Source organism: Paramaledivibacter caminithermalis DSM 15212, from assembly GCF_900142245.1.
GTDB classification, from domain to species: domain Bacteria; phylum Bacillota; class Clostridia; order Peptostreptococcales; family Caminicellaceae; genus Paramaledivibacter; species Paramaledivibacter caminithermalis.
The window spans coordinates 39776-63070 of the sequence record NZ_FRAG01000009.1 but is presented as its reverse complement, the minus strand read 5'-3'; the positions used below and the strand labels follow the sequence as shown (position 1 = coordinate 63070).

The following is a 23295-nucleotide window of genomic DNA, read 5'->3' as shown; positions in this document are numbered from 1 at the left end:
TCCCCCTATAAATTTTTTATATTAAGTCGTTTTCTCTCATAATTTCCATTATTATACTTGCACTTTCCTCAACAGCTTTGTTTGAAACATCAATAACTGGACAATTAAGTTTTTTCATAATCTTTTCTGCATAATCAAGTTCTTCAAGAATTCTATCTAAATTAGCATAGGAAGCATTATTATTGAGTCCTAAAGACTTTAATCTTTCCTGTCTTATTTCATTTAACTTTATTGGATTAGCAGTAAGACCCATAATTCGTTTAGGCGATATATCAAAAAGCTCTTTTGGCAATGGTGCTTCTGGTACCAATGGTACATTAGCAACTTTTATGTTTTTATGGGCTAAATACATGCTCAATGGTGTTTTTGAAGTCCTTGAAACACCAATTAGTACTATATCCGCCTTCTTTATTCCCCTTGAATCCTTTCCATCATCGTATTTGACAGCAAATTCAATTGCAGCTACTCTATTGAAATACCTCTCATCCAATCTTCTCATCGTACCTGGTACATGGACTGGTTCATTGCCTAAAACATTGTGAAATGAACCAAGCAGCGGTGACATAATATCCACATATTCAATATCCTTCTTCTCACATTCTATTATTATTGTTTCCTTTATTTCTTCAATTACTGTTGTAAAAACTATTATGGAGTTTAAACCAGCAGCTTCCTGTATTATATTTAGTATTTGTTCTTTTTCTGAAATATATGGAAATCGTTTAATTCTATAGTCTATATCTTTGAATTGAGCTGCTGCTGCTTTAGCAACTTGTTCACCAGTCTCACCTATTGAATCCGATAAGACATATATGTACAATTTATCACTCATATCTATATCCTCCTATAACTTGTCAGACTATTAGTTTATATATTTGTGATTTCAATGAATAGCCTAGTAATATTTGTTTTTGATATCCTGCCTATCACTCTAAAATATTCTTTGCCTTTTATTATTTCTTTTTCAACTATTGGTAAACTATCTACCTCATGTTCAATAATTTTTTTTGCAGCATCCAATACAGTTTCATCTTCAAAGGCCAAAACTATATTTGGCATTCTAGTCATTATAATTCCAACTGGAACCTTATTTATATCGGTTCCCCCTATACAAGATTTTATAAAATCCTTTCTTGATACAACACCTGTTAGATATCCGCCTGAAATAACAAATATCGTTCCTACATCATTTAAAAACATTGATACAATAGAATCATAAACCGATGTTTTTTCATCTACAACAACAGGAATAGACTTTATTTCTCCAACCTTTATTTCTTTAACTTTATCAAATATTTCCTGATTTTCAGATTTACCAGTATAAAAATATCCTACCTTAGGTCTCGCTTCAAGAATTCCCGACATTGTTAAAATAGCAAGATCTGGTCTTAAAGTAGCTCTGGTTAAGTCTAAAATCTCAGCAATTTTTTCACTAGTTATAGGTTCATTATCTTTTACTATTTCTATTATCTTCCTTTGTCGGCTACTATATTCTATACTAATCACCTCGTTTTTCGATTATGTGTTATACTTTTTTTATATATTATATACTATTCAGTGCTATTTGTCTCCTATTTTCGCAAATTTTTGTGTATTTTTATATGTATAAGTTAAGTTTTACTATGGAAAATCTATATGTATGTCATAATGATAAATTTGTCTAATAAATAATTTTCGGTTGTAAGTTCAAAGATTTAAAACTTTTCTATTTTAAAAAATGGATAGCATAAATGCTATCCATAATTATTTTATTAAAATTCAATTTTTTTATTTATATAATCTTCTAATTCATCAATTTTTATTCTTATTTGATCCATTGTATCTCTATCCCTTACTGTTACAGTATTATCCTCCAATGTATCAAAATCAATAGTAATACATAAAGGGGTACCTATTTCATCATGTCTTCTATATCTTTTTCCTATACTTCCTGCTTCATCATAGTCAACCATAAATTTCTTAGAAAGCTTATTAAACACTTCTAATGCTGGTTCCCTCAGTTTTTTAGTTAGTGGAAAAATAGCTGCTTTAAATGGAGCCAATGCTGGATGAAACTTAAGAACTACCCTTTCACTTCCATCTTCAAGTTTTTCTTCTTCATAAGCATCTATCAAAAATGCTAACGTCACCCTATCTGCTCCAAGGGATGGTTCAATACAATAAGGTACATATTTTTCATTTGTTACTGGATCTTGATAGCTTAAATCAACTCCAGAATGTTTTATATGCTGTTTAAGGTCATAATCAGTTCTATCCGCAATTCCCCATAGTTCTCCCCAACCAAATGCAAACTTATATTCTATATCGGTTGTAGCATTACTATAATGAGATAATTCATCCTCTGAATGGTCTCTAAGTCTAATATTTTCTTTCTTCATATTAAGGTTTAAAAGCCAGTTCTTACAGAATTCCTTCCAATATTTAAACCATTCTAAATCTTCACCTGGTTTACAGAAAAATTCCAATTCCATTTGTTCGAATTCTCTAGTTCTAAAGGTAAAATTACCTGGAGTTATTTCATTTCTAAAAGATTTTCCAATTTGACCAATTCCAAAGGGAATTTTCTTTCTAGATGTTCTTTGAACATTTTTAAAATTCACAAATATACCCTGTGCTGTTTCAGGTCTTAAAAAAATTTCTGCTTGGGAATCCTCCACTACCCCTTGATAGGTTTTAAACATTAAATTGAACTGTCTTATGTCCGTAAAATCTGCTTTACCACACTCTGGACATTTAATTCCTTGTTCTTTGATATATTTTTCCATTTCATCATTAGACCAGCCATCGACTATAACATCTGGTTCATTATTTTGTGCTAAATGATCTTCAATTAACTTATCAGCTCTATATCTAGCTTTACATTCTTTACAATCCATTAGAGGATCATTGAATCCTCCAACATGACCAGATGCAACCCAAGTTTGAGGATTCATTAATATAGCAGCATCTAATCCAACATTATATTCAGATTCTTGAATAAACTTTTTCCACCATGCTTTCTTAACATTATTCTTAAGCTCCACTCCAATAGGACCATAGTCCCAAGTGTTTGCAAGTCCACCATATATTTCAGACCCTGAGAAAATAAAGCCCCTAGACTTCGATAATGAAACGATCTTGTCCATAGTACTACGTTCTTTTTTTGCCATGTTTATACCTCCTAAAAAATAGTTGAATTTATTATTTATACTTAAAAATGTTTAAACTACACTAATAATAAAAAAACCCTTCATCCCTAAAAAAGGGACGAAAGGTTTACTTCCGCGGTTCCACCCTAGTTAACGTTAAAACGCTCACTTTATAATGTATTGCTTAGGAGCTCCCTTCATCAAACAATTATATCGGATTTCCAGCACCACCGACTCTCTATAATAATTAATCTAATTACTCTTCTCCATCATCGCACTCAATATTTTTTATTGATTTTATCATATTGTATATAATTTGTAAACAGTAAAATGAGTTAATTTATATTTATTCCGCATCCATTTTGTCTGTCTTATTCCTCTTAGTAAATTTATCCTTTGCCTCTTCAACTTTATCTTTAACATTAATCAAGGCATCTTCAGTAATATCATTTATATCAATTATTTCACCATCTTCTTTTACTATTTCTAATCTACATCCTGTTGCAAGAGCAACTAAAATGCCTGTCACCGTTGCAGGAGGGAATATCAATGCCCCAACAGTTCCTGCCGTAACAGGAATATTCATTATGGTTTCTCCATTCTTTTTTAAAATAATTCTTGTTACATTTCCCTTTTTTACAAATTCTTTGAGTTTTTCAAAAACTTCATTCCCTCTATTGCTTATGTTACTTTTTATCTTTTTTTTATGATTTGATTCGATAAGTATTATAGCTTCTAAAACATCTCCATCTGTTTCTAATAATGCTTCCTTAGCTTCTCCATAAGAAACACCAGTTCTTTCCCTAACCTCATCCACTTGTTCAAGTGTAAATTCCATAAAAGCTCACCTCTTTAATTAGTTTTTTTTATAGTATTTAAAAATTCTAAACTTTTAAAGGTCCTTCTCTCAAGATGCAATTGTATGTATCTATCCATAATCCCATTCAGCTGGTTTATCATTGAAGGCTTTAACTTTATTTTAACAGAAATTGTTATATCAGCCTTAAGTAAATAATTCATAACCTTTACCATGGTTGGATTAATCAATATGGCATTTTTATGATATTTTAAAAAGCAATCATCACATATTAATCCACCTTGATATATATCAAATCCTACCTTTTTGAAGGTCATATTTCCACAGCTTACACATCTAGTTAGCTCTGGTTTAAAACCAGAATAATTTAGCAGCTTTAACTGAAATGCTAATTTTATAAGCTCAAAATCTTCACCCTTATAAGTGATTAAACTCAAAACCTTTAAAAAGGTATCCATTAATCTATTATTTGTAGCTCCTTCTACAATTACAGAATCACATAGCTCGGCAAAATAAGAGGCATAAGCGAGCTTCGATAAATCTTCTCTAATTTTGTAAAATGATTCATGTATATCTACAGATGAAATCCTATCTAATTCCTTCCCCTTTGATATAATAAACTCTCCAAAAACAAAAATATGCGAAGCAGGTGATAATCTTGCTTTAGGTTTTCTTCCTCCCTTAGCAACTGCCCTCACTTTACCAAGCTTTCTAGTAAATAGTGTGAGGATAACATCGGAATCAGATATCTTATTTTTTCTTAAGACCACTGCATCGGTCTTATATATCATTACATCACCTCAAAGAATTATTTTCTAAGTCATTAACATCATTATCATTATCATCATCCTCATCATTCAAAAATATGTCTTGAGCTTGATGATTTTTAAACTCCAAATAATAATTAATATCCCCAGTCATAAGAAATAGTTCCCAAAGATTGTTATTATACACCATTATACCCCCTTCTATAGGTCTTATTCATAATCTAGAGCCCTTATAATTATTTTCTACAATGGGGTGGTGCATATATTCAAGAAATTTTTGTCATTAAAAGAATGTATTGTATTTGTTTACTATAAAAAACCTAACTATTATAACCCACCAAACAAATAAACAAAAGTTCTACTTTTAAAATATCTTAGGGTTTATAAATAGTTAATATACTATTTTTGTCAAAAGTATAGTAGTTAGTGTAAAATATATTGATAAACCTGTTATATCTATTGTAGTAGTTATAAATGGAGCAGAAGCTACGGCAGGATCAACCCCGATTTTCTTAAATATCAATGGAACCAACGTTCCAATCGTTGCTGCTGTAATCATATTTGCCCACATAGAAATGCCTACTACAAAGCTTAATATCACTTCTCCTTTTACAAAAAATATTGACACGACTGCAACTATAATGCTACAACAAAGTCCCACAAGAAATCCAACACAAATTTCGTGAAATAACGTTTTAAATATTTCTTTTCCATGTATATCTCCTACAGCTATCCCCCTTACCGTTAGTGTAGATGATTGAGTTCCTACATTTCCTCCCATACCTGCAAGTAGAGGCATGAATAATGCTAGTACAGTATTTTTATTAAGTACTTCCTGAAAACCCCCAATCACCTTTGCAGATAATAATCCTCCAAATACTGTTATGACAAGCCATGGTAATCTAGATTTTACCGAAATAAATATTCTATGGAAAATCTTATCATCATCTATATCCTCAGCCTCAGAAGAACCTGCAAATTTATATATATCTTCTGTAGCCTCTTCTTGAATAACGTCAATAATATCATCTACTGTTATTATACCCATTATTCTATTATTATCATCAACAACTGGAATAGCTAATAAATCATATTTTGATACCAGATGAGCTACATCTTCTTGGTCTGTTTTCAGATTAACACTAATAACTTTCTCATGCATAATATCTTCTATAATCTTATTGGGTCTATTAACAATTAACTCTCTTAAAGAAAGCACTCCCACTAGTCTTTCATTTTTATCAACTACATATACATAGTAAATAGTTTCCGCATCGCCAGCCTTGTCCCTTAAATCTTCGATAGCTTGATAAATTGTTATATCCTTTCTGACAGTAATAAATTCCTTTGTCATAATACCGCCAGCTGTATCTTCATCATAAATTAAAAGTTCTGTGACTTTTTTTGCATCTTCCAAATCCAAAAGAGAAATTATTTCTTTTCTCTTCTCTTCACTAAGCTCAGCTATCAAGTCAACCATATCATCATGGGCCATTTGATCAAGAATAAGAATTTTTTGCTCTCTCTTTAATATTTCTAGAAGTTCAATAAAGGTATCAGAATCAACTTCTTCTAATACCTTACCAGCCTGTTCCCATGAAAGAATACTAAAAAAATGAACTTGATCCTCATCATCCAATTCTAGTAGAATTTCAACTATATCTGCAGGGTGAAGTTCTTCAATATATTCCTTTATTTTTAAATGTTCATTATTATCTAATAAATGTTTTATTACGTCTAATCTTTCATCTATTTGTTCATTTTCGTGCTTAGTCATACTTGCACCCCCTTTAAAAGGCTAAAATAATAATGTTTATCAGAAACATAAAGCTTTTTTGTAGTTTAGGAACTCAAACTTTTTTGCAAGAAATTGCATAACTAAAACAGCGTAAAATAAAGGACTAGAAGAAAAATTGAAACTATTGCCAGTAAAATATTAATGCAAATTGTTTTCTTTTAAAACTTAATAGAAAGACCCTAGTACTTGCAACTTGAAACTTACAACTCAAAACCCGTCGAAGACGCCTTTGTCCTTAAACCAGCATCTGATTATCTACTGCTAAATTTTAAAAGTAAAACTTTATTATTCATATCCTAAATTTCTTAGGATGTTTTCCTTCTCTCTCCAATCTTTTTTTACCTTCACCCATATCTCCATATATACTTTAGATCCAAGCAAATTTTCTATTTCTTGCCTTGCACTTTTACCAACACCCTTTATCTTCTTTCCATTCTTACCGATTATTATTGATTTATGTGAATTACGCTCACAATATATTGTAACATCTATATCTATAATATCTTTATTTTCACGCTTCCTCATAAAATTTACAATAACCGCAACTCCATGGGGAACTTCATCTTGAAGGTAATGGAGAAGCTTTTCTCTTATTATTTCCGAAACTATAAACCTTTCGGGCTGATCAGTAATCATATCTGGGGGAAAATATTTAGGCCCTTCTGGAAGTCTGTCCGTAATTTTTTCTATCAAAACATCTACATTTTTACCATTAATGGCTGACAAGCCTATTATCTCATCAAAAACGTTATATTTACTATATTCTTCATAAATACCTTTAAATATATCGGGTTCTATTTTATCTATTTTATTTATACCAAGGATCACTGGAGTCTTTACATCCTGTAAAAGCTCTAAAATATATCTATCACCTGGTCCTATATTTTTAGATTCATCCACTAAAAATACTATCACATCTACTTCATTTAATGTATCCTTTGCTGCTTTAACCATATGTTCCCCAAGCTTATTTTTAGGTTTATGAATACCAGGAGTATCCAAAAAAATGATCTGAGAATTTTCGTCATTATATATTGTCTGAATTTTATTTCTAGTAGTTTGAGGTTTATCTGACATGATTAATATCTTTTGACCAACTATACTATTTATTAAAGTAGATTTTCCAACATTAGGTCTTCCAACTATTGTTACAAATCCTGATTTAAAAGTCAAACTATTCACCACCTAAAAAATTTAAAATTATTGTTTTCTTTCTTGAAAATATATAAAATATCTCTTTGCCTTGATACTTCTGAAGCAACTATTTAGTAATTATATTTAAATCATCGGGTACTATTTGATACCATGTTATTCCAGGATTTAATTTTATTTCATTGCCTTTTAAATCATAAAATCTTGTTAAGGCTCTTCTTGAAGTTTTTTTCCATTTTACATCCATCATCTTACCATTAGTTATGTATAAGCCCTTTCCTTCTCCAACTAAATTCATCTCTAGTCTTCCTACATTATCTATAACTCTATCAGCTACATATTGAACCAAAATATTTTTTGCTATAATATGGCTTTTTGATATCTCATCTAAATGGGGCTTATTATTTACATATCTATAGTATAAACCATCTTCTTTGTTATATTTAAAGCCAGATGTATATTTTTTACCTCTATAGGGAATTTTGATTTCAGTTAATTCTTCACCATCTATGTCCATATCTTCTTCGTTAAATTGTAATGTTTCAAAGTTTCCAGTTTTATTGTATTTCCTTCTTTTGGCTTGCTTCATAATAGCTTCATAACTAGAATACATATTATTAGGTATTGGTTTATGATTTTTTCTCCAAAAAATATCTCCTCCAGATGATAAACCGTCAATATCAGCCATTTTAAAATTTTTTATGTCCTTTTTAGCTTGTTCACTACCGCCTACATGAACATATAATGGATCATATTCTAGTGCCTTATCAATAAAATATGGTCTAGAACTTCTTATCGGTCCAATACTTTTAGGTTTACTTGTATAAATAACTGCCATATACCTAGTAATATTGCCTTCAGCTAAGACTTCATAAACTACATCTGCTTTGCTTAATCCTGCTTGTGGTCTAGCTTTATAGTAATTATCCAGCATAACAACTATAGGTCTATCATTTAGTTTTTCCTTATCAATATATAATCCAGTTAAAGGTGATTTAATTTTATTTTCTAAATCAATATTTTTTTCTTTTTGCTCTTTGTCATTATCATCATTGTCATTTATAACAATTTCCTTAGTTTCCTCCTTAATTTCCACTTCTTTTTCATTTGTTGCTGGTTTGTTTTCTGGAGAATCCTTAGAAGCAACCTTAGTATTTGTGCAACCAATTAATAATGTTAACATAATAACAGCAATTAGTATCTTTTTCATTTTTAGTCCCCCTTGTTAAAATCCCTTTTGTTTTTACTAATCCTTCTTTGTTATTTCTATTTTTTTTATTCTTCTATTATGCACTTCTAAAACCTTAAAATCAATATTATTATATTCAATAACATCACCAACATTAGGTATTCTTCCTAACAGATTAAATACAAATCCTCCTAATGATTCGAATTCACCCTTTGGCAAGTCTTTATTTAGAATGTCACTTATTTCTTCTATAGATATTTTTGAACTAACTATTATTATTTTCTCATCAATATAGTCTACTAAATCTTTCTCATCATCATATTCATCTAAGATATCTCCAACTATTTCTTCTAATATGTCTTCAATTGTTACCAGTCCTAGTGTTCCACCATATTCATCTAAGACAATGGATATATGTACTTTATGCAGCTGCATTTCAGTTAGTAAATCAATAGCCTTCTTACTTTGAGGTACATAATAAGCTGGTCTTATTAAGCTTTTTAAATCAAATTCTTCTTTACTATTCTTTAAATAACATGAAAGAAGATCCTTTGCATAAATTATACCAACAATATTATCTATAGATTTACCAATAATAGGTATTCTGGAATACCCATATTGTATTACCCTTTTTATAGCATTTTCAAATGAATCATCTTCTTGTAAATATACAATATCGATTCTCGGAACCATTACTTCCGTAACCTTTATATCTCCAATCTCAAAAATGCTTTCTATCATATCTCTTTCTTGCTTCTCAATAATTCCTGCTTCCTCACCAACGTCAACCAAGGTTTTTATTTCTTCTTCTGAAACAGTGGTTCTAGTATTACTTATACTTCCTCCTAAACTTCTAATTATAATCCTTGTGATTTTATTTAAAACAATAAGTATTGGATTAAATATTATCGACAAAATTTCTAAAGGCCTTCCTAATTTCATAGCAATTTTTTCTGGATTATAGGCTGAATATGTCTTAGGTGTAATTTCACCAAATATTAAAATCAGAATCGTCATAATAACCGTAACCAAAAAAGTAGCCTGTTTACCAGTAAAAATTTTGAGAGTAAGCTCAGTTGCAATAGCTGTAGCAGCAATGTTTACAATATTATTGCCTATTAATATAGTAGCCAGCATTTTAGATGCATTGTTTAAAAGTCTTTCTAAAATTTCAGCTTCTTTTATACCTTTTTTCTTAAGCCTTTTAATTCCAATCAAATTTATTGATGATAATGATGTCTCTGCACCAGAAAATAGACCTGATAACGAGAGCAAGACTATTAAAATAGCTAATCTTAAAACAATTGTGTAATCCACTACCCTGCCTCCTAAAATATAGGTGTGTACCTGTTAGGCTATATTAACACATAACTATAAATATATGAATTGAAATATAAGCAAAGTTATCAACCCACCCAACAAAGCTCCAGCTAATACTTGCTTTATCGAATGTATTTCAGCTTCGATGCGGCTTTGAACTACTAAAACAGCCAAAATAAAGGTTAAGGTGATTATCAGAATGTCTTGGGATAAAAATACTACAGCTATAAAAATAGAAAATGAAATAGCCGCATGTCCACTGGGCATTCCGCCTTTTAAAGCAGTACCTTCATTAAATTGTGCTTTTATACCAATAACTATAAAAATAACTATTATAAGACTTATAAACGTAATATGTATAGGCATGCTTTTTACTTTATGTATAAAAATTACAGAAACCTTACTAAGCTTATCAAAAAATATTATGTATGCAATTATTATGGAGTTGATAGCAGAAACCAAAACGGCTCCTGCTGCCACATTCTTAGCTATCTTTGCTAATTCATGGTATTTATCTGTTATCAAATCAATAGTAGCTTCTATAGATGTATTTATCATTTCAGTAACAATAACCAATGAAATCGTTATAAATAGTACTAAAATTTCTACCTTAGATAAATTTAAGAAAATACTAAAGAATAATACGAAAATAGCAATTACAAAATGTATTTTCATATTTCTTTGAGTTTTTAGAGTATAAATAATACCATCAAAGGCATAATTGAAGCTATCAAGTAATTTTTTTGCTTTCATAATATTTCACCATTTTATCTTAGTATACCCAATAAATCTAATACTTCTTCTTCTTTCTTTCTCATTAGCATAGTATTTTCATCAGTATCATGATCATAGCCAAATAAATGAAACATGCTATGGGCAGTAAGAAAAGCAACTTCTCTTTCAAAGGAATGTCCATATTCTATTGCTTGTTCCTTTGCTTTTTCTAGGGATATAACTATATCTCCCAAAATTACAAGATTTTTTTCTTCTTTTATTTTTTCTATAGCATCATATTGAGGAAAAGATAATACATCTGTTTCCTTATCCTTGTTTCTAAAATTCTTATTTAGATATCTAATTTCGCTATTATCAACAAAGGAAATGCTTACTTCTATATTTTTGTCAACATTCTCAGTTTCTAGTGATTTTACTACCACTTTTTTAACTAAATCAACAAGACTGGACTCATACTTAATAATATCTTGATTATTTACAATATCAATGTTTGTCAATTAGATACCTCCACTTCTTCATTATTTATTTCAGGATATTCTATTCGTTCATGAAATATTCCCATTAAGATATTTACAAAAGTTGTTCTAATAGTTTCCAAATCTTTGAAAGTCAAATGACAATCTTGAAGTTGCCCTTCATTAAGCTTACCTTCAATAATTTTTCTTACGAGGTCCTCAATGTTTTGTTTATTAGGTTCAGATAAACTTCTCACTGCCGCTTCAACGGAATCAGCCATCATTACTATTGCAGCCTCTTTTGACTTAGGCCTAGGACCTTTATACTTAAAATCCTTACAATTAACAATATTAGATTCACTTTTTTCTGTTATTGCTTTGTGATAAAAATATTTAACCAAAGTTTCTCCATGATGCTGTTCAATAATATCAATAATATCCCTAGGGATTTTATAATCGAGTGCAAGCTGAACACCATCATGAACATGATTTCTAATTATATTACAACTCAGATAAGGAGAAATTTTATCATGAGGATTATCCGATGTAAGTTGGTTCTCCTTGAAAAAATACGGCCTTTTAAGTTTTCCTATATCATGATAATATGACCCTACCCTTGCTAACAAGCTGTTACAACCTATTGCTTCAGCAGCAGCTTCACTAAGATTGCCAACTATTATACTATGATGATAAGTTCCTGGAGCTTCAACAAGCAATCTTTTTAATATAGGATGATTTGGATTGGATAGCTCTAAAAGCTTTATTGGTGTTAAGATATTAAACATATATTCCCATAGAGGTAAAGACCCTATGGTTAATATAGAGCAAAATACTCCATTAAGTATACCATAAAAACAATTCATAAAAATTTCTTTAGCATCTAATCCATTGATTAAACCAAAACCCGTTATGATAACTAAATTAGTTAAACTTACCAACAAGCCAGAAATAATGATTTTTGACCTTTGATGAGCATTTGATGTGCTGATGGCTGCAACAGTACCACTAATAAGTAAAGTAATAAACACTATAAGACTATTATTTGTAGACAGTGTTATTAATATAGTTAAAAAAATATTTAATACTATAGCTATAGTGGGACTAATCAATATACCAATTAACATTGCAGCCGAAGCAGCAGGTATAAGGTAGCTTGATATACTGCTTAAAGGCTTTGACATAAGAAATACCGTCAAAAACACAATAACAATTAGATATAAGTTTGAAACACTATTAGCTAGCTTTCCATTAAATATATAGATATAAAAAAGAATAATCGATTCAAGGAGTAAAACTATAAGAATCACACCTATGAATGGTTTTATATTCTTTTTCTGTTCTTGATTTATTAGCCCAGCCTCAACCAAGAGTTTATAGTGGTTTTCAGTTATCTCCTCTCCTTCATTTACTATAGTCTGTCCTTTTCTTATATATACCTTGTCAACCCTTTTAATTACCTCGTTTATTTTTTCCTGTGTTAATTTTTGATCTAAATAAGTATTTTCTTTAATTGAACTATTAACTATTTTAATACCAATAGTCTTAAGCCTTTCTGATACTCCTTCTAAAGTCATAAAATATTCTTCAATCTTCTTTTTCTTATTATCCAACTCTTCTTTTTTTATGCCTGTAGTCATTACCTGCATGATTAACTCGTAGATATACCCTTCAAAATTCCTAATAGTTTCATCTTTGGTATTTATTAATATAATTAGGTCATTTCTGTTTAGAGCAAAATCATTATATTCTTCTAATGCCTCAATAATTTCCCTATCCTTAGTACCATGTATTTCCTTAGCAGCTTTTGATTCATAAAGCGTTTTAAAAAAAGCCTCTATTTTATTCTTTATACTTATTTGTATCGTTGGGTCAACCTCTTGTCTAGGTTCTACCAATTGTATAGCTTTTTCTATTTCCTTATCAGTAGCTTCCTTATCTTCTATATCTATGGGTGCTCTAATATCAGCAGGAGAAACCTCACCCACCTTAATATCATATTTCTTTGGTGAAACTGTATAATAAAAAGTCAAAAATATAATTACAAAAAATAATGAGGATAAAATTATTATATTAAACATTCTGCTTCTAATAATTTTATTTATTTTAGTTTTTTGTAAGAGCCTGTCTAACACTTTAAGAAAAGCCACAAAGCTCCCCCCCCTTCTCCCTCAAACAAAAAAATCTAATAATTAGTTTTAATTTCCAAGCTCTGAGGCATTACTATTATATCTTAAGCATTAACATTACCTTAGGCTAACTTATCTATTTTTTCTTACTTCCTCTCTTTTCATATAAATCATAGGCCTTTATTATTTTCTGTACTAGTTCATGCCTTACTACATCTTTGTCAGTTAGGTATATAAATTCTATTCCATTGATGTTTTTTAGAACTTCAGTAGCTTGTTTTAATCCTGACTGTTTTCCCTTCGGTAAATCCATTTGAGTAATATCTCCATTTATAACGGTTTTGGATCCAAAACCAATTCTTGTTAAAAACATTTTCATCTGAGCTCTAGTTGTGTTTTGAGCTTCATCTAAAATAATAAAGGAATCGTCAAGAGTCCTACCTCTCATATAGGCTAAAGGAGCAACTTCTATCATTCCTCTTTCTTTATATTTTAAATAAGTGTCTCCTCCTAAAATATCATATAGAGCATCGTATAGCGGTCTAAGATATGGATCTACTTTCATCTGTAAATCTCCAGGCAAAAAACCTAAGCTTTCACCAGCCTCTACAGCAGGTCGAGTTAGAATTATTCTGCTCACCTCTTTATTCTTGAAAGCTTTTACAGCCATGGCAACAGCTAAATAACTTTTCCCTGTTCCTGCAGGCCCTACTCCAAATACGATATCATTATTTTTAATTGCATTAACATATTTCCGTTGTCCTAAAGTTTTTGGTTTAATATATTTACCCCTTGAAGTGACACATACTATATCACCTCCCACTAATTCGTCAATCCTATCTCCTTCTCCTTGATTAAATAAATTCATTGTATACATCACTTTTTGTTTGTCTAGCTTTTCACCTAATTTTATCATATCTATCATTTTTTCTAAAACCTTACTTGCTAAATTTATACTTTCTTCATTTCCTAGTATTACTAAATCTCCATCCCTTGATACCACATTTACACCATATTTTTCTTCTATTAGTTTTATATTTTCATCTAAATTTCCAAACAATTCATCGAGAAAATCTATATTTTCAATCTGTATTCTTTTTTCATTTTGTAGTTCCAAAATTACTCCTCCTCATCTATATCAAGTTCATTCACATCAAACCCTTTTTCTATTCCTATAGACTCTAATGCTTCAATTGTTAAATTTGCCCACATCATATTACCATCTATTTTATAATTAGTTGTTTTATTTACAATCTTAGCCTCTTCAGGTATTTCTTTAATGAGATTAACAAGCAAAAAATCTTTTAATGCTTTTTTTAAAACATTTTCTGGCACCTTTTTCTTTTTCTCGATCACCTCAAAATATTCTTCAATAACAATTTCTACAGGAACATTAATTTTCCTCCATTTTATTAGACTTTTATTTTTTGTTTCAACAACATATTTGTCAAAAGGAACCTTACCTTTAGAAAACATAAATGTAGACTCGCCAAATTTAAGAATTCTTCTAGTAAATTTTCTTCCTGTCTTAATTTTTGTCACTCTATAGATAGGCATTTTTTTAGTTTTTTCATAAAATGTTCTAGCATATATCTCTCCCAAGGAATGAACTAATCGTATTAATCCCCCGTCTTCTTTTATTTTACCACTAATTAATAGTTGATTTTGTTTTACTATATCACCTTTTTTTACTAAAGGAACTCCATTTTTTGCAATAATTTTTTCTATAACACCATTCTTTTTTGCAATAATATCACATGGTATACTTTTATCAATTTTTACAGGTTCTTCGTATTTTTCAACTACTTCTACCCTAATTTTTGTTCCTTTAATCTCTACGCCTACCCATGCCAATTCATCATGATTAATTAATAAATTATCTTTGATATCATCAGAACTAAGATAATATTTAAATACTCCTACCTTAACTCCCATGTTCTCTAAAGAAGTTAATATATCTTGTTTAGATACATAGACATTGCCTTCAACTTCTATATCCCAAATAAAAGAAGTAAGGCTAACAATTAATAATATACATATTATTAATCCTACTGCAACTATTTTTTTTCTTTTCAATTTAAAAATAAAAAAAGGATATCCTACTTTTAATTGTATCTTTGATCTGCAACCAGTCTTTTTTAAAATTCTTAAAAGCTCCTTATATCCTTTAATCCCTACTTTACCTTCAATTGTTGTATAACTTATTCTACGAATATCCCATAAATAGATGTCTTTTTCAACTGCTAAATTTAATACCCTCTCTAAATTCAATCCTTCAAGTTTAAATACCACATAACCCCTAAAATAATTCCAAATTTTTATGACTAGCACATACAACACCCCTATATATAGTAATCAATAGATGCTATTTTACCTGATATAATTATTTCTTCAGTAATAATTGTTTTTATTGCAAGATCAATACCAGATATCTTAATGAATCCATCCTTTATTTTTACTCTTATATTTTCACTGGAATACTCTATAATTCCCTTATGGTTCTCAATACTCACCTGTAAATTCCCTATAAAGGTTATTTTAGGCAGGTCAAGCAGTATTTCCTTAGGTATTTCTAAAATATTAGAAATATTACTCTTTATCTTCGTAATTTTTTCTTCATTCATATTATACCTCCTAAAAACAAAGGGTTTAACGATGCATTGTTAGATTAAAATTAAGAAATACAGTTATTCTTTTGAGTCTTAAAAATATAAACCTATATTTCAAAATTCTATATAAATACAAACTTAAATCCCTATTATTAATTGTATGCCTACATCTAAACCTCTATTACTTGTTATACACATATAGTTTTGTTAGTATATAGATAAACAATTTTAAGGTTTAATATACTATTTCAATTTGTTATTAAGCCAGTTGTCATTAGTTAAAATCAACCATAAAAAAATAAACCCTTCCTTCAAACAAACATAGAATAGGTTTATGTAAGTTCATTAATTTTAATCTTGGTTTTAATTTAATAATGCACTTTAATCAACCAAAATTTTATACCCTTATCATTCCACCCCAAATCCCATGGTACTCTATATCTATCGGTATTATGACTGTGAACATAGATATATCCCTTTGAATCAGCTCCTGTAACAACAGAAATATGAGTTATCTTCCCCTTTTTTTGATAAGCTACAAAATCTCCTGGCAGTAGTTTATAAGATGCTTTATATACCTGTTCATATGTACCATAAGCTATTTTAGAAGCTCTGCCACTGTATATCATATAGTCTTTAAAGGCTTGAGCATTTACCCATGCTTTACTTCCTCCCTTATCATATTTCCAAGTATATGTTTGCCTAAATTTACCTCCTTCATAAAGAATTTGAGATGCAAAATTAGCACAGTCACCACCTAAGGGATTATAATTTATATATTTTTTATTATAATTGAATCCATATTCCTCATCAGCTGCAGCACCGCAAAATCTATCGGCATATTCTACTGCTTTTACTCTTCTTTCATTCAAATTATCAAATTGGCTTTTTTTCTGACTCAAAATATACTCAGTAATTTCTGCACTTTCTATTTCATCTAGATGCAGTGAGTCAGCAAAGGGATCAGTGTACCATTCACGAACTATTTTCCATATGTTGCCCACCTTTTTCAAATCTAAAGAATGATATGTTCCTATTCTGAACATATTCTTTTTTTCTATTTCATTTTTATAATAGTACTTATACTCTGTAGAAGCTATAAAATTAATTCTATATCCATCCTCTCTCTCCTTTATACTTCTAAATTTAATTACGCTTTTAATATCATAGAATTTAATTCCTTGTTTTTTAGACCATTTATGTAAATATTGTGTCTTTTTCTTTTCATGTTCATATGCCCATACTCCATATTTTACGTCTCTATCATATAGTGATGCTATTGTATCTATATCCCCTTTAATTATTGCTTTATTCCTTATTTCAAAAAAATTATTTATTAAAAACTTAGCTTCCTCATTATTACCAGTTATGAAAGTTGATATAACAGGAAATTGGTATGTCTCATAAGCTAACAATATAATAATTAACAATAATATCCCTATTAAAAAAGGAAAGAGCCTCTTTCTTGATATAACTATTATCATATGATTCCTCCTAAAGAGTTTTCATAAAATTATATGTTATATCCTATTAAAATAGACTTGAATAAAAAAAATGTTGAATATAACATTCAACATTGGCCTTTAAGGGAACAATCTAAAACTGCCTATAAAAATATATAGGCAGTTTACTTATTATAGTAATTCCTTCACTATTTTGGATACTAATTTCCCATCGGCTTTTCCTTTTAGCTTAGGCATTAGTACTCCCATAACCTTACCCATTTCCTTAGGCCCTTGTACTCCTAATTCTTCAATGGTTTCCTTAACGATTGTCCTTACTTCTTCTTCAGAAAGCTGCTTAGGGAGATAGCTTAAAAGAATTTCTATTTCCTTTTTAGCTTCTTCTACTAAATCTAATCTATTGCCTTTTTTAAACTCTTCAAGGGCATCCTTTCTCTGCTTTAATTGTTTTGCTATTAACTCAATAATACCCTCATCATTAATTTCTGTTCTATTATCAACTTCATACTGTTTTATAGCTGATCTTATCAAGGTAATAACAGATTTTTTAATCTTATTCTTTTCCTTCATAGCAGATTTTAAATCCTGCATCAATTTATCCTTGAGGGACATGACCTCACCTCTTTAGAATCTTTTTTTCTTTCTTCTTGCAGCTTCTGCTTTCTTTTTACGTTTTACACTTGGTTTCTCGTAATGTCTTCTTTTTTTAACTTCAGACATAACCCCAGATTTAGAACATTCTCTCTTAAATCTTCTAAGTGCATGATCTATTGATTCATTATCTTTTACTTTTACCTTTGACATCTATACTTCCCCCCCTCCTCTGATATAATACAGTGTTGCTGTGTTTATAGTTTCTATAGACTATAAATCACAGAGGAGTACTCGTGTACTTAGCTATTATACATTAATATTATAAACATTTCAACATTTTTTCAATAACTCTTAACCTGGAGGCCATTGCATTTGCCTACCTGCTATTAAATGAAAATGTAAATGATTAACGGTTTGTCCTCCAAACTCACCACAATTATTAACTATTCTATAGCCTTTATCTTCTATATTTAATTTTTCTGCTATTTCCTTTATTTTAAGAAATATATGTCCTATTAAATCTTTATGCTTATCATCTAAAAAGTTAGCTGATTCTATATGTTCCTTAGGGATAAATAATATATGCACTGGAGCAGCAGGAGAAATATCCTTAAAAGCAAGCAGTTTATCATCTTCGTATATAACTTCAGCTGGTATCTCTTTTTGCGCTATTTTACAAAAAATGCAGTCCAATTCAAGCACCTCCTTTGCTAACTTATATATTTCAACATATAAAACAAAATTCCTGCTAACAATGTATTATTTATCGAATAATATACAATTTCCTCACTCATCTATTATTTCTCCAAACATAATATCATTTTTAATTTCCCTCATCTTTGTTTTAATAATTCTACCAATAAAATCTTCCTTGCCTTCAGCAACCACTCTTATATAATTAGTTGTCAACCCTTCAATAGTGCTTTTTTTCTTATCGTAATAATCTTCAAATAGAACATTTAACTTTTTATCAATAAATTTATTCATATAGGAATTCATTAATTCATTTCCTAGTTTTATCATCTTTTCACTTCTTATACTTTTTATATCTCCCCTTATTTGGTTTTCAAATTTTGCTGCAGGTGTGCCTTTCCTTGGTGAATACTTAAAAACATGAATTTGACTAAAAGCCATTTCCTTAATAAAATTATATGTACACTCAAATTCTCCATCGGTTTCTCCAGGAAAGCCTACGATTATGTCAGTAGTTATTGCTATATCTGGTATCTCTCTACGTAAATTTTCTACAATTTTTCTATATTCCTCAGTGCTATATTTTCTATTCATTCTTTTTAGTGTTTCATCACATCCACTTTGTAATGAAATATGTAGATGGGGACAAAACTTTGGAAGTGCCTTAATTTCTTTGATAAAATCATATGTAAGTAATGTAGGTTCTACAGAACTAAGTCTAATTCTTTCAATACCTTCTACTTTATGAACATCCTTTATAATATCTAAAAGAGAAGCCTCTTTTAAATCCTTACCATAGGAAGCTATATGAATACCTGTAAGGACTATTTCTTTAAATCCATTTTCAGAAAGCCTATTAACTTCAGCTATAATATTCTCGGGTTTTCTACTCCTTATAGGTCCTCTAGCATATGGTATTATGCAATAGGAACAGAATTGATTGCAGCCCTCTTGTATTTTTAGAAAGGCCCTTGTTTTCCCCTTTACCTTATCTATCTCCAGTTCTTCGAACTCTTTTACATCCATAATATTATCAACATAATTTATTTTGTCATATTCGTTAATAGATTCAACCAATTCAACAATCCTACTTCTTTCATTAGTTCCTAAAACAAGATTTACACCTTCTATAGCCATCACTTCTTCAGAAGCTATTTGAGCATAACAGCCTACAACTACAATAACAGCCTTTGGATTATTCTTTCTTGATCTTCTTATAAATTGTCTTGATTTCCTATCTCCAAGATTTGTTACAGTGCATGTATTTATTACATATACATCTGCTTTTTCATTATTTTCAACCACTTCATAATTATTTTTTTCAAAAATCTCAATCATGGCTTCTGTATCATACTGATTCACCTTACATCCTAAAGTATAAAAAGATACCTTCTTCACTTATTTACCTCCTAGGTCTCCTAATTCATACATAATTATGCTAGTAGCCACTAAACCAGCAGTTTCTGTTCTAAGTATTCTTGGGCCAAGACTTACTGATAGTCCTCCTAGATTTTCTATTTCCAGTATTTCTTCTTTTGTAAAACCACCTTCTGGACCAATAATTATTCCTATTTTTTTAATATTATCCTTGCTTCTAATAACTTCTTTTATACCTCTATTTTTCTCTTCTTCATATGGAATTATAACCATATCAAGATCTTCACAAAAACTACCGATATCTTTAATTTCAATGATATCATCAATACTTGGTATAAATCCTCTCTTGCATTGTTTTGAAGCTTCAACTGCTATTTTTTGCCATCTATCTATTTTTTTCATTTCCAAGGACTTGTCCTTTATTTTAACAACACATCTTTCAGAAATAACTGGAACTATTCTTCTTACTCCTATTTCAGTATTTTTTTGTATAATTAGGTCCATTTTACTTGATTTGGGAATAGCTTGAAATAGTACTATTTCTAAAAAAGATTCGGTATTTGAATTGTATTTTTTATCTATTTTACACTCTATCAACCTTTTATCAAGCCTAGAAATTGAAACAATATAATCTATATTTTCCATATTGCATATTTCAATTTTATCACCGATTGTTAACCTTAATACTTTAGTAATATGTTTTATATCTTCCAAATTATTTATTATTATCTTATCTTCTTCTTCCAAAATATTATGCTTATTCACAAAAAATCTATTCATCTTTATTTTCAGCTCCCAATTGTGATACTATAGCTACCCACTCTCCAAGTTTTTCAACGCACATTACTTCTAAGCCATTATCTTCTAGTACCCCAGTTACATCATCTACTTTATCTAAAATAATTCCAGATGCAATAAATTTTGAACTAGGCTTCATAAATTTAGTTATATCCTTAGCTAATATTTTTATAATATCTGCAATAATATTAGCAACAATAATATCTGCTTTTCCATCAATAACATCCATTAAATTCCCATGTCTTACATCAACAATATTTTCTACATGATTTATTTGAACATTTGCCTTTGAAACCTTATAGGCCACCTCATCAATATCCACCCCAATTACTTCTTTTGCTCCGAGCTTAGCAGCTATTATGGAGAGAATACCACTACCACAACCAATATCATATACAGTACTGTCTTTTTTGATATTTTTTTCTAATAATCTTGTACACATAGTTGTAGTTTCATGGGTTCCTGTCCCAAAGGCCATTCCTGGATCCAATTCAATTACTACTTCATTCTCTTCAGCTATATAATATTCCCATGTTGGCTTCACAACAACTCTTTGACCAATTTTCTTAGGCTTATAATATTTCTTCCATGAATTTGCCCAATCCTCTTCATATACTTCAGCAGTAGTTACTTGATTTAATTTATTGTCTCCCTTTTCCTTTGAAAGATTATTTACATTTTGCTTTATTAACTCAATCTTATCTAACAGGTCTTCACTTTCTGGAAGATATCCCTTTACTACTGCCCCTTCATAGTCAATATCTAATGAGTTTATATCAAAATAATCCCAACTTGTTTCTTCCTTCATATTAATAATTAAGTCATTTGGATCTTCAATAACTACTCCACCAACACCCACATCATAAAGAATATCACATACTAGATCTACCAACTCACTTGTAGTCTTTATTTTAACTTCGTACCATTTCATTCTAAACCCTCCATGACTAGCTTTTTCAAAATTATTATACCCTAACCAAATAAGTATTACAAAGAAAATTAAATAAATCACCTAGTAAACTAGGTGATTTATAACCTTTACCTGCCAAAAACATCTTTAACCTTATCGAAAAATGACTTTCTTTGTTCGTGAACATCCTCTCCCATAACCTCAGCAAATTGTTTCAGTATCCTCTTCTGCTCTTCATTTAATCTCTTAGGAATATCTACTACTACTTTTACGTATTGATCTCCTCTTCCATTGCCATTGAGTACATGAACACCTTTACCCTTCAATCTAAACACTGTCCCACTCTGTGTCCCTTCTGGTATATTGTATTTAACCTTTCCATCCAATGTAGGCACCACTATTTCATCACCCAAAGCAGCTTGAACAAATGTAATTGGAATTTCACAAATAATATCATAGCCATCTCTTTTGAAGATTTTATGTGGAATTACTCTAACTACTATATATAAGTCCCCTGGAGGTCCTCCTTTGATTCCAGGATCGCCTTCTCCTCTAAGGGTTATGACTGAGCCATTATCAACGCCAGCAGGAATTTTTACACTGATTTTTCTTCTCTTTCTAACATTACCTTGTCCATTACATTCTTCACATGGCTTATCAATTATAGTTCCTTCTCCATGACAGGCATCACATGTTCTCACATTTACAAATGATCCTAGAGGTGTTCTTTGAGTATATCTTACTTCTCCAGTACCTCCACATTTATGACATGTTCTTTTATTAGTACCAGGTTTAGCTCCTGTACCATGACATTTCTTACATTCTTCATATCTAGACACCTCAATGTCCTTCTCAATACCAAAAGCTGCATCTTTAAAGGATAGGTCTACTTGAACTTTTATATCAGGACCCTTCTGAGGCCTATTCTTTCTTTTACCCGATGAAAATCCTCCTCCAAACATATCAAAAATATCACCAAAAATATCTTCAAAGCCTCCAAAACCTGAAAATCCTCCGCTAAAGCCTCCTTGACCATTGCCATTTACTCCTGCATGACCAAACTGATCATACATTGATCTTTTTTCCTTATCACTTAGTACTTCATAAGCTTCATTTATTTCTTTGAATTTTTGTTCTGCTTCTTTATTATCAGGATTTCTATCGGGATGATATTTCATAGCTAGCTTTCTATATGCTTTTTTTAAAGTTGCTTCATCAGCATTTCTATCTACACCTAATATTTCATAATAATCTCTCTTACTCACATAGCTACCGCCTTTCTTTTATGGTTGGTGAGTATTTATAAATATAAAATACAATCTATCAGTCTTAAGGCACCCTTTTGGGTGCCTCAGATTGTAGAC

Annotated in this window: 24 protein-coding genes and 1 other annotated feature; all 24 genes read right to left on the bottom strand. The window is 30.1% G+C overall.

Translation table 11 applies throughout. The annotated features are described in order from the left end of the window. Nucleotides 1-16 precede the first annotated feature (16 nt). Nucleotides 17-832 carry a pyruvate, water dikinase regulatory protein gene (locus BUB36_RS05370; RefSeq protein WP_073147790.1) on the bottom strand — a complete coding sequence of 272 codons (816 nt, stop codon included), beginning with the start codon at nucleotides 830-832 and terminating at the stop codon, nucleotides 17-19. 35 nt (nucleotides 833-867) lie between these two features. Beyond that, complete coding sequence (locus tag BUB36_RS05365) at nucleotides 868-1506, bottom strand: helix-turn-helix transcriptional regulator (RefSeq protein WP_073147788.1); 639 nt, start codon at nucleotides 1504-1506, stop codon at nucleotides 868-870. A 245-nt stretch (nucleotides 1507-1751) separates the two neighbouring features. Next, nucleotides 1752-3149, bottom strand: coding sequence for a glycine--tRNA ligase (locus tag BUB36_RS05360; RefSeq protein WP_073147786.1), 1398 nt, complete (start codon nucleotides 3147-3149; stop codon nucleotides 1752-1754). A 90-nt stretch (nucleotides 3150-3239) separates the two neighbouring features. Beyond that, nucleotides 3240-3410, bottom strand: a binding site (T-box leader). 64 nt (nucleotides 3411-3474) lie between these two features. Then, nucleotides 3475-3966 carry a DUF4342 domain-containing protein gene (locus tag BUB36_RS05355; RefSeq protein WP_073147784.1) on the bottom strand — a complete coding sequence of 164 codons (492 nt, stop codon included), beginning with the start codon at nucleotides 3964-3966 and terminating at the stop codon, nucleotides 3475-3477. 14 nt (nucleotides 3967-3980) lie between these two features. Continuing rightward, nucleotides 3981-4736 (bottom strand): DNA repair protein RecO, encoded by a 756-nt coding sequence (gene recO / locus BUB36_RS05350; RefSeq protein WP_073147782.1) that lies wholly within the window; start codon nucleotides 4734-4736, stop codon nucleotides 3981-3983. A 4-nt stretch (nucleotides 4737-4740) separates the two neighbouring features. Next, entirely contained in the window at nucleotides 4741-4902 is a 162-nt protein-coding gene (locus tag BUB36_RS19610) for a hypothetical protein (RefSeq protein WP_165613035.1), read from the bottom strand. Nucleotides 4903-5103: 201 nt separating this feature from the next. Then, the gene (gene mgtE / locus BUB36_RS05345) at nucleotides 5104-6489 is read right to left on the bottom strand and encodes a magnesium transporter (RefSeq protein ID WP_073147780.1); all 1386 of its coding nucleotides are present in this window, start codon (nucleotides 6487-6489) and stop codon (nucleotides 5104-5106) included. Between the two features lie 306 nt (nucleotides 6490-6795). Further along, entirely contained in the window at nucleotides 6796-7683 is an 888-nt protein-coding gene (gene era, locus BUB36_RS05340; RefSeq protein WP_073147778.1) for a GTPase Era, read from the bottom strand. 88 nt (nucleotides 7684-7771) lie between these two features. Continuing rightward, nucleotides 7772-8872, bottom strand: coding sequence for a DUF3048 domain-containing protein (locus BUB36_RS05335; RefSeq protein WP_073147776.1), 1101 nt, complete (start codon nucleotides 8870-8872; stop codon nucleotides 7772-7774). Nucleotides 8873-8908: 36 nt separating this feature from the next. After that, nucleotides 8909-10168 carry a hemolysin family protein gene (locus BUB36_RS05330; RefSeq protein ID WP_073147774.1) on the bottom strand — a complete coding sequence of 420 codons (1260 nt, stop codon included), beginning with the start codon at nucleotides 10166-10168 and terminating at the stop codon, nucleotides 8909-8911. A 54-nt stretch (nucleotides 10169-10222) separates the two neighbouring features. Beyond that, the gene (locus BUB36_RS05325) at nucleotides 10223-10924 is read right to left on the bottom strand and encodes a diacylglycerol kinase (protein WP_073147772.1); all 702 of its coding nucleotides are present in this window, start codon (nucleotides 10922-10924) and stop codon (nucleotides 10223-10225) included. A gap of 14 nt (nucleotides 10925-10938) precedes the next feature. Beyond that, complete coding sequence (gene ybeY / locus BUB36_RS05320; RefSeq protein WP_084111752.1) at nucleotides 10939-11394, bottom strand: rRNA maturation RNase YbeY; 456 nt, start codon at nucleotides 11392-11394, stop codon at nucleotides 10939-10941. Between the two features lie 5 nt (nucleotides 11395-11399). Continuing rightward, on the bottom strand, nucleotides 11400-13508 hold the full coding sequence (locus tag BUB36_RS05315) for an HD family phosphohydrolase (RefSeq protein ID WP_084111742.1): 2109 nt from the start codon (nucleotides 13506-13508) through the stop codon (nucleotides 11400-11402). Nucleotides 13509-13623: 115 nt separating this feature from the next. Next, a complete protein-coding gene (locus tag BUB36_RS05310; protein WP_084111740.1) occupies nucleotides 13624-14607 on the bottom strand; it encodes a PhoH family protein in 984 nt (327 codons plus the stop codon). Then, nucleotides 14607-15818 (bottom strand): sporulation protein YqfD, encoded by a 1212-nt coding sequence (yqfD, locus tag BUB36_RS05305; RefSeq protein WP_073147768.1) that lies wholly within the window; start codon nucleotides 15816-15818, stop codon nucleotides 14607-14609. The genes BUB36_RS05310 and yqfD overlap by 1 nt, the downstream gene beginning before the upstream one ends. An 11-nt stretch (nucleotides 15819-15829) precedes the next feature. Beyond that, nucleotides 15830-16111: a sporulation protein YqfC gene (gene yqfC / locus BUB36_RS05300; RefSeq protein ID WP_073147766.1), complete on the bottom strand. Its 282-nt coding sequence runs from the start codon at nucleotides 16109-16111 to the stop codon at nucleotides 15830-15832. Nucleotides 16112-16464: 353 nt separating this feature from the next. Next, nucleotides 16465-17580: an amidase domain-containing protein gene (locus BUB36_RS05295; protein ID WP_073147764.1), complete on the bottom strand. Its 1116-nt coding sequence runs from the start codon at nucleotides 17578-17580 to the stop codon at nucleotides 16465-16467. A 150-nt stretch (nucleotides 17581-17730) separates the two neighbouring features. After that, complete coding sequence (locus BUB36_RS05290; RefSeq protein ID WP_073147762.1) at nucleotides 17731-18171, bottom strand: GatB/YqeY domain-containing protein; 441 nt, start codon at nucleotides 18169-18171, stop codon at nucleotides 17731-17733. Nucleotides 18172-18183: 12 nt separating this feature from the next. Continuing rightward, nucleotides 18184-18363 (bottom strand): 30S ribosomal protein S21, encoded by a 180-nt coding sequence (gene rpsU, locus BUB36_RS05285; RefSeq protein ID WP_073147760.1) that lies wholly within the window; start codon nucleotides 18361-18363, stop codon nucleotides 18184-18186. A gap of 141 nt (nucleotides 18364-18504) precedes the next feature. Continuing rightward, nucleotides 18505-18846: a histidine triad nucleotide-binding protein gene (locus tag BUB36_RS05280; RefSeq protein ID WP_073147758.1), complete on the bottom strand. Its 342-nt coding sequence runs from the start codon at nucleotides 18844-18846 to the stop codon at nucleotides 18505-18507. 93 nt (nucleotides 18847-18939) lie between these two features. Then, nucleotides 18940-20244: a tRNA (N(6)-L-threonylcarbamoyladenosine(37)-C(2))-methylthiotransferase MtaB gene (mtaB, locus tag BUB36_RS05275; protein ID WP_073147756.1), complete on the bottom strand. Its 1305-nt coding sequence runs from the start codon at nucleotides 20242-20244 to the stop codon at nucleotides 18940-18942. Continuing rightward, nucleotides 20245-21003, bottom strand: coding sequence for a 16S rRNA (uracil(1498)-N(3))-methyltransferase (locus tag BUB36_RS05270; RefSeq protein ID WP_073147754.1), 759 nt, complete (start codon nucleotides 21001-21003; stop codon nucleotides 20245-20247). Next, nucleotides 20996-21952, bottom strand: coding sequence for a 50S ribosomal protein L11 methyltransferase (prmA, locus tag BUB36_RS05265; protein ID WP_073147752.1), 957 nt, complete (start codon nucleotides 21950-21952; stop codon nucleotides 20996-20998). The genes BUB36_RS05270 and prmA overlap by 8 nt, the downstream gene beginning before the upstream one ends. 107 nt (nucleotides 21953-22059) lie before the next feature. After that, nucleotides 22060-23196, bottom strand: a complete 1137-nt coding sequence (gene dnaJ, locus BUB36_RS05260) for a molecular chaperone DnaJ (protein ID WP_073147750.1) — start codon at nucleotides 23194-23196, stop codon at nucleotides 22060-22062. Nucleotides 23197-23295 lie beyond the last annotated feature (99 nt).